Here is a 6,394-nt window from a genome sequence, read left to right as displayed (position 1 = left end):
ATGACGCCGTGCGATTTCGTCAACGGCCATGAACCCGATGTTGTGCCGGTTCTGGGCGTATTTCGCGCCGGGATTACCGAGGCCAACAAAGAGTCGCATGACGCGGCATCCTGCAGGCGCCGCGTTACTTCTTCTTGTCGCCGCCGGCAGGCGCCTTGGCAGCCGCCGCCGGAGCCGCAGCGCCCGCAGCCGGAGCTCCCGCGGCCGGAGCCGCCGCACCTGCAGCCGGAGCCGCAGCACCCGCAGCCGGAGCCGCCGCAGCACCCGTCGCCGCTGCCGCAGCAGCTGCCGCAGCCGCCTTCTGCTCTTCGGCGTAACCGGAGGGCGGCACGATGGTGACGAGCGTCGCATCCGAGCGGGTCAGCGACTTCACGCCGGCCGGCAGCTTGATGTCGGTGAGATGCAGCGAGTGGCCGATCTCGAGCGAGCTGGCGTCAGCCTCGACATATTGCGGGATGTTGTCGACCGAGCACTCCAGATCGAGCGCGTGGGTGACGATGTTGACGGTGCCGCCGCGCTTGATGCCGGGAGCCGCTTCCGAGTTCACGACGTGCAGCGGCACGTGGATGCGGATGGTGGCGCCTTCGCCGAGCCGCATGAAGTCGACATGGATCGGAAAGTCCCTGACCGGATCGAGGTGGAAGTCGCGCGGGATCACGCGGTGCTTCTTGCCGTCGAGCTCGATGTCGAACAGGGTGGTCAGGAACCGGCCGGCCAGGATGCGCTGGCGCAGGTCGCGATCATCGACCGAGATCGTGAGCGGGGGCTGGTTGTTGCCATAGATCACTCCGGGCACTCTCCCGGCGCGACGCTCTGCCCGGGCGGCCCCCTTGCCGCTCTGCGGACGTGCGGTCGCCTTCAATTCCTTGACGGTCGCCATAGTCTTAAGTCCTTGTTTTTACAAAAGTTAATGGGCCGCAGCGCGGCCCATGGTGCAGTCCGCAGCAAGCCTCCAGGGGTGCGGGGGCCGCGGACGTGGCGGGCTTTTAGCCGGAAGCTACGGAAATGACAAGGAGGAGAATGGGACCGTAGCCCGGATGGTTAGGTCGGCGTTCCGCCGACCTTGGCCTCCAGCGCCGCGATGCGCGCCTTCAGCGCCTCGTTCTCCTCGCGCGCCAGGCGGGCCATGTCCTTGACCGCCTCGAACTCCTCGCGCTTGACCAGGTCCATGTCGCGCAGGAATTTCTCCGCCTGCGTGCGCATCACCGTATCGAACTCGCGCTTGACGCCCTGGGCGGCGCCGGCGGCGTCGTTCATCAGCCGTCCGATCTCGTCGAAGAACCGGTTGTTGGTCTGGGTCATGGCGATCTCCGGTAACCTTTGCGCGAGCTGAACCTCGGAAGACAATGGCAATCCGCAGACGCTCGTTCAAGGGGCTCGGCATTGCCGGCCTCGCGGCCCGCGGTATCCTTGTCATGCCCCGGTTTCCTTGCAATCGTGTCGAACGCCCGGACATCGCAGGATTCGGAAGGCAGACGCAGGCATGATCGACCAGCAGATCGCAATTCCCACCAGGGACGGTCACACCTCGACCTTCATCACCCATCCCGAGCGCGGCGGGCCGTTTCCGGTCATCATCTTCTACATGGACGCGCCGGCGATCCGCGAGGAACTGCGCGACATGGCGCGCAGGCTCGGCACCTCCGGTTATTACGTGATGCTGCCGAACCTCTATTACCGCTCCGGCGTCAACGAACTCGGGCCGCTGCCGGCCGATCCCAATTCGCCGGAACGCAAGCGCATGTTCCAGCTGATGGCCTCGATCAACATCCCCATGATCATGGAGGATACCAAGGCACTGCTGGCCTATGCCGAAGGCCAGGCCGCGGCGAACGCCAGAATCGTCGGCGCGCTCGGCTACTGCATGAGCGGCCGTTACGCCATCAACGCCGCCACGCATTTCCCCGATCGCGTCAAGGCCGCAGCCTCGATCTACGGCACGCATCTGGCGACGGAAGAGGCCGACAGCCCGCATCTCGCCGCCGACAAGACCAAGGCGGAGCTCTATTTCGCGTGCGCTGCGACCGACATCTACGCGCCGCCGGAGGTGATCGAGAAGGTGAAGCAGAGCATGAAGGGCACCGGGAACGAGGTCGAGACCTATCCCGGCACCCATCACGGCTTCGCCTTCCCGAAGCGGCCCGTCTACGACCGCGACGCCGCGGAGCGGCACTGGGAGCGGCTGCTCGCGCTCTACCGCCGCAATCTCGTCTAGCTCCGCGCGATGCCCTTTCTCCTGATCGACTTCCCCTCCTTCAATCCGATCGCGATCTCGCTCGGGCCGTTCGCGATCCGCTGGTACGCGCTCGCCTATATCGGCGGCATCGTGCTCGGCTGGCTCTATGCGCGGGCGCTGATCAGGAACGAGAGGCTGTGGGGCGGACCGGCGCCGATTTCGCCGATCCAGCTGGACGACTTCATCCTCTGGGTCACGCTCGGCATCATCCTGGGCGGCCGCACCGGCTATGTGCTGTTCTACAATCTGCCCTTCTTCATCGAGCACCCCGCCGCGATGTTCAAATTGTGGGAGGGCGGCATGTCCTTCCACGGCGGCTTCCTCGGCTGCGTCGTCGCGGTGATGGCGTTTGCCAGGCGCAACCACATCCCGATCCTGTCGCTCGGCGACATCACCACCGCAGTCGGGCCGATCGGCCTGTTCCTGGGGCGGCTCGCCAATTTCATCAACGGCGAATTGTGGGGCCGGGCCGCCGATCCGAGCCTGCCCTGGGCGATGATCTTTCCGACCGGCGGCAACGTGCCGCGCCATCCGAGCCAGCTCTATGAAGCCGGCATGGAAGGTATCTTGCTGTTCACGGTGCTGGCGGTGATGATCCGCCTCGGCGCTTTGAAGCGGCCCGGCCTGATCCTCGGCAGCTTCATCCTGATCTACGGCCTCGCCCGGATTGCCGGCGAGCATTTCCGCGAGCCCGATCCCCAGCTCGGTTTCTTGTGGGGCGGCTTGACCATGGGCATGTTGTTGTCGATACCGATGCTGATCGTAGGGATAGTCCTCATTGTATTGGCCGTGCGGCGCGGTGCGCCGAAGACGGCAGAGGTTGCGCGCTAGTTCATTTCGAGAAAGCAGGCTGTGACCGAACACTCGGCACTGTTGAACGAGATCAGGAAGCTCATCAAATCCTCCGGCCCGATGCCGGTCTGGCGGTACATGGATCTGTGCCTGATGCATCCGCGGTACGGCTATTACGTTTCGCGCGATCCGCTCGGGCGGGAGGGCGACTTCACCACCGCACCCGAAGTCAGCCAGATGTTCGGCGAATTGCTGGGTCTTTGGGCGGCCTCGGTGTGGAGGCAGATGGACTCGCCGCCGCTGTTGCGGCTGATCGAGCTCGGCCCCGGCCGCGGCACCATGATGGCGGATGCGCTGCGGGCGTTGCGGGTGCTGCCGCCGCTCTACCAGGCGCTCAGCATCCACCTCGTCGAGGTCAACCCGGTGCTGCGCGAGCGGCAAAAGACCGCGCTGTCGGGCGTGCGCAGCATCGCCTGGCACGACACCATCGATAGCGTGCCGGAAGGCCCCTGCATCATCCTCGCCAATGAATATTTCGACGTGCTGCCGATCCACCAGATGGTGAAGCGCGAGACGGGCTGGCACGAACGCGTCGTCGACGTCGACGCCAACGGCCGGCTGGTGTTCGGCGCCGCCGCCGAGCCGACCCCGCGCTTCGACGTGCTGCTGCCGCCCTTGGTGAGAGCGGCGCCCGTCGGCGCGGTGTTCGAGTGGCGGCCCGATGCCGAGATCATGAAGCTTGCGACCAGGGTGCGCGACCAGGACGGCGCGGCGCTGATCATCGACTACGGCCATCTGCGCAGCGATGCCGGCGACACCTTCCAGGCGATCGCGCGCCACAGCTTCACCGATCCCCTGAAGGCGCCGGGCCAGGCCGACGTCACCGCCCATGTCGACTTCCAGGCGCTCGGCCGCGCCGCCGAGGACGTCGGCGCCCGCGTCCACGGTCCTGTGACGCAGGGCGAATTCCTGAAGCGGCTCGGCATCGAGACGCGCGCGGCGGCCTTGATGCAGAAGGCGACGGCGGACGTCTCCACCGACATTTCGGCAGCGCTGAAGCGCCTGACCGACACCGGGCGCGGCGGCATGGGCTCGATGTTCAAGGTACTCGGCATCTCCGAGCCGCGGCTGACCGGGCTCGCCGGCCTCAGCGACACCGTCGAGGAGGAGGACGAAGCGGCGTCATGACCTTCGGTTCGTCCCTGCTGTCGGCGGTGCCCGGCCTGCGACACGCCTTCTTCACCCGCGACGGCGGGGTGTCCCGGGGCATCTATTCCGCGCTCAATGGCGGGCTCGGCTCCAGCGACGATCCGGCCAATGTCGCCGAGAACCGCCGCCGCATGGCCGAGCATGTCGGCGTCGCGCCGGAGCGTTTCGTCAGCCTGCACCAGATCCATTCGCCGGACGCGCTGGTGGCCGAGGAGATCTGGCCGAGCGGACCGCAACGGCCGAAGGGCGATGCGCTGGTGACCCGCACGCCCGGGCTCGCGCTCGGCGTCTCCACCGCCGATTGCGGCCCGGTGCTGTTTGTCGATCCCGTCGCGCGCGTCATCGGCGCGGCGCATGCCGGCTGGAAGGGCGCGCTCACCGGCGTGCTGGAATCGACGATCGAGACGATGGAGAGGCTCGGCGCCGCCCGCGCCGACATCATCGCGGCGATCGGTCCGCTGATCCGCCAAGACTCCTACGAGGTCGGCAACGAGTTCGTCGACCGCTTCATCGCGGCGGATGCCGACAATGCGGTGTTCTTCATGCCCTCGGTGCGCGAGGGCCACGCGATGTTCGACCTCGCGGGTTTCATCCGCATGCGGCTGGAGGCCGCCGGCGTCTTGATGATCGACGATCTCGGGCTGGACACCTATGCCGACGAGCGCTTCTTCAGCTATCGCCGCTCCGTGCACCGCAGGGAGCCCGACTACGGCCGCCACATCCACGCCATCGCGCTGGAGGGGTAACCTCTCGTGCCCCGGACACAGCGCAGCGGCACTGCGCGCCGCAGCGCGTCCGGGACACGAGCCTATGGTTTCCGAATGACGCAAACCCAAACAACTACGAACGAATTTCGATAGCTGCGGCTCTGTGCCCTCCTTGCCCTAGACGTTAACGGATTTTAACGATATCGCTGCCCCCATAATGAGGGACGCGTCACCAGTCTTGTCTCGCGCAACTTCGCGCTTGCTGGCAGCCGTGCTGCTGGCAGCCACTTGCGCGCTCGGCGGCTGCGCCGGCGGCGGCGCGGCCTCTAATTCCTATGCGATGGCCCCGAGCGGCAGCAATGCGACGATCGCCTTCGAATCGATCGACGGGCCGCCGCCGGCGGTCTTCGACCGCATGGTCGGCGTGCTCGACAGCGAATCCAAGCTGCGCAGCCTGTCGATCGTGTCCCGCGAGGGCTCGGCCGCCTATCGCGTGCGCAGCTACCTCTCCGCCCAGGTGGTCCGCGGCAAGACCATGATCGCCTGGGTCTGGGACGTCTATGACGCCAACCAGCAGCGGGCCCTGCGGCTGTCCGGCGAGGAACCGGGCGGCAAGGCCGGCCGCGACCCCTGGTCGGCGGCCGACGACATGATCCTGCGGAAGATCGCACAGGCCGGATTCAGCGGACTTTCCAACATGATCAACGGGAGCCCGCAGGATGGCCCGGGCACCGTTCCGGGTCTGCGCGGACCTGCGGTCGCGAGCCTCCTGCCACCCCAGCCGGCGGTCGACATGCCGGCCAGCGCGCTCGGCTACACGGACCGCTGACCCACGGCCAAAGTGTTGGCCGGATTCGGGATTTTGGACAGGAAAACGTAGCATCCCGGGTTGCCAGCGGCGGTATCGGCCTGATATTTCCTCGCGCGTCGAAACCGTGCTCCCATGGGTATTCCGAGATGCTGAACGTCGTATCCAGCAAGGCGCGGGAGGAAGCGTCCATGTCGGCCAAAAACGGCTCAATCAAGCTCGTTGCCGGCAACTCCAATCCGGCGCTGGCGCAGGCCATCGCGCAGGGGCTGGACCTGCCGCTCACCAAGGCGGTGGTGCGGCGGTTCGCCGACATGGAGATCTTCGTCGAGATCCAGGAAAACGTCCGCGGCTCCGACGCCTTCATCATCCAGTCGACGTCGTTCCCCGCCAACGACCATCTGATGGAATTGCTGATCATTACCGATGCGCTGCGCCGGTCCTCGGCGCGCCGCATCACCGCGGTGCTGCCCTATTTCGGCTATGCCCGGCAGGATCGCAAATCCGGGTCGCGCACGCCGATCTCGGCCAAGCTGGTCGCGAATTTGATCACCCAGGCCGGCGTCGACCGCGTCATGACGCTCGACCTGCATGCCGGCCAGATCCAGGGCTTCTTCGACATCCCGACCGACAACCTTTACG

Annotated in this window: 8 protein-coding genes and 1 pseudogene; 6 read left to right on the top strand and 3 right to left on the bottom strand. The window is 66.4% G+C overall.

Annotation, left to right across the window (positions count from 1 at the left end):
• The 3 genes and pseudogenes from KGM94_RS22385 to KGM94_RS22375 all read right to left on the bottom strand — a co-directional run.
• Window positions 1-99 (bottom strand): annotated as a pseudogene (locus KGM94_RS22385) (aminoacyl-tRNA hydrolase); the annotation flags it as partial.
• A 25-nt stretch (window positions 100-124) separates the two neighbouring features.
• Complete coding sequence (locus KGM94_RS22380; RefSeq protein ID WP_300264204.1) at window positions 125-880, bottom strand: 50S ribosomal protein L25/general stress protein Ctc; 756 nt, start codon at window positions 878-880, stop codon at window positions 125-127.
• A gap of 161 nt (window positions 881-1,041) precedes the next feature.
• Window positions 1,042-1,302 (bottom strand): accessory factor UbiK family protein, encoded by a 261-nt coding sequence (locus KGM94_RS22375; RefSeq protein WP_300264202.1) that lies wholly within the window; start codon window positions 1,300-1,302, stop codon window positions 1,042-1,044.
• Window positions 1,303-1,483: 181 nt separating this feature from the next.
• Between KGM94_RS22375 and KGM94_RS22370 the strand changes: the two genes are divergently transcribed.
• The 6 genes from KGM94_RS22370 to prs form a co-directional block, all read left to right on the top strand.
• On the top strand, window positions 1,484-2,215 hold the full coding sequence (locus tag KGM94_RS22370) for a dienelactone hydrolase family protein (RefSeq protein WP_300264200.1): 732 nt from the start codon (window positions 1,484-1,486) through the stop codon (window positions 2,213-2,215).
• Window positions 2,216-2,224: 9 nt separating this feature from the next.
• On the top strand, window positions 2,225-3,067 hold the full coding sequence (gene lgt, locus KGM94_RS22365) for a prolipoprotein diacylglyceryl transferase (protein WP_300264199.1): 843 nt from the start codon (window positions 2,225-2,227) through the stop codon (window positions 3,065-3,067).
• 21 nt (window positions 3,068-3,088) lie between these two features.
• Window positions 3,089-4,216: an SAM-dependent methyltransferase gene (locus KGM94_RS22360; protein ID WP_300264197.1), complete on the top strand. Its 1,128-nt coding sequence runs from the start codon at window positions 3,089-3,091 to the stop codon at window positions 4,214-4,216.
• Complete coding sequence (gene pgeF / locus KGM94_RS22355; RefSeq protein WP_300264195.1) at window positions 4,213-4,983, top strand: peptidoglycan editing factor PgeF; 771 nt, start codon at window positions 4,213-4,215, stop codon at window positions 4,981-4,983. Before KGM94_RS22360 ends, pgeF begins: the two co-directional genes overlap by 4 nt.
• A gap of 178 nt (window positions 4,984-5,161) precedes the next feature.
• The gene (locus KGM94_RS22350; protein WP_300264194.1) at window positions 5,162-5,773 is read left to right on the top strand and encodes a hypothetical protein; all 612 of its coding nucleotides are present in this window, start codon (window positions 5,162-5,164) and stop codon (window positions 5,771-5,773) included.
• Window positions 5,774-5,943: 170 nt separating this feature from the next.
• The coding region (gene prs, locus KGM94_RS22345; protein ID WP_300264192.1) for a ribose-phosphate diphosphokinase at window positions 5,944-6,394 on the top strand (451 nt) is incomplete at its 3' end.

It is taken from the genome of Bradyrhizobium sp. (assembly GCF_028868675.1).
Classification (GTDB): Bacteria; Pseudomonadota; Alphaproteobacteria; order Rhizobiales; family Xanthobacteraceae; genus Bradyrhizobium.
This window is presented reverse-complemented; position numbering and strand designations above follow the sequence as displayed.